Genomic DNA, 407 nt, shown 5'->3' with positions numbered 1-407 from the left:
TGCCCAAGGGCACCCACCACTACCAGGAATTCATCAAGCCGGCCGAGCTGGCGCGCTGGCTGCGCGAAGCCGACCTGCAGCTGGTGGACGTCAGCGGCATGGCCTACGAGCCGTGGCGCAACCATGCCCGCCTGAGCAGCCGCACCGACATCAACTACCTGGCCTACGCGGTCAAGCCGGCATGACCGCCGCCGGCTTTCCGCGCGCGGTGCTGTTCGACCTGGACGGCACCCTGCTGGACAGCGCACCGGATTTCGTCGCCACCTGCAACGCGATGCTGGCCGAACGCGGCCGTGCACCGGTCGATCCGGCGGTGCTGCGCCCGGTGGTCTCCAAGGGCTCGCGCGCGATGGTCGGGGCCGCCTTCCCGGACCTGGATGCCGCCGCGCGCGATGCGCTGATCCCGG

The 407-nt window shown here is 71.0% G+C and carries 1 protein-coding gene and 1 pseudogene; both read left to right on the top strand.

Going from position 1 to position 407, the window contains the following annotated elements; all coding sequences use genetic code 11:
* Positions 1–185, top strand: a pseudogene (locus EN852_RS35615) (bifunctional 2-polyprenyl-6-hydroxyphenol methylase/3-demethylubiquinol 3-O-methyltransferase UbiG); the annotation flags it as partial.
* Positions 182–407 (top strand): HAD hydrolase-like protein (locus tag EN852_RS35610; protein ID WP_148671967.1); only part of this gene is annotated, 226 nt, incomplete at its 3' end. The pseudogene EN852_RS35615 and the gene EN852_RS35610, both read left to right, overlap by 4 nt.

This window comes from Mesorhizobium sp. M2E.F.Ca.ET.209.01.1.1, from assembly GCF_004010375.2.
GTDB lineage: Bacteria > Pseudomonadota > Alphaproteobacteria > Rhizobiales > Rhizobiaceae > Mesorhizobium.
Note: the sequence above shows the minus strand (reverse complement) of the source record. Positions and strands in the feature narration are given on the sequence as shown.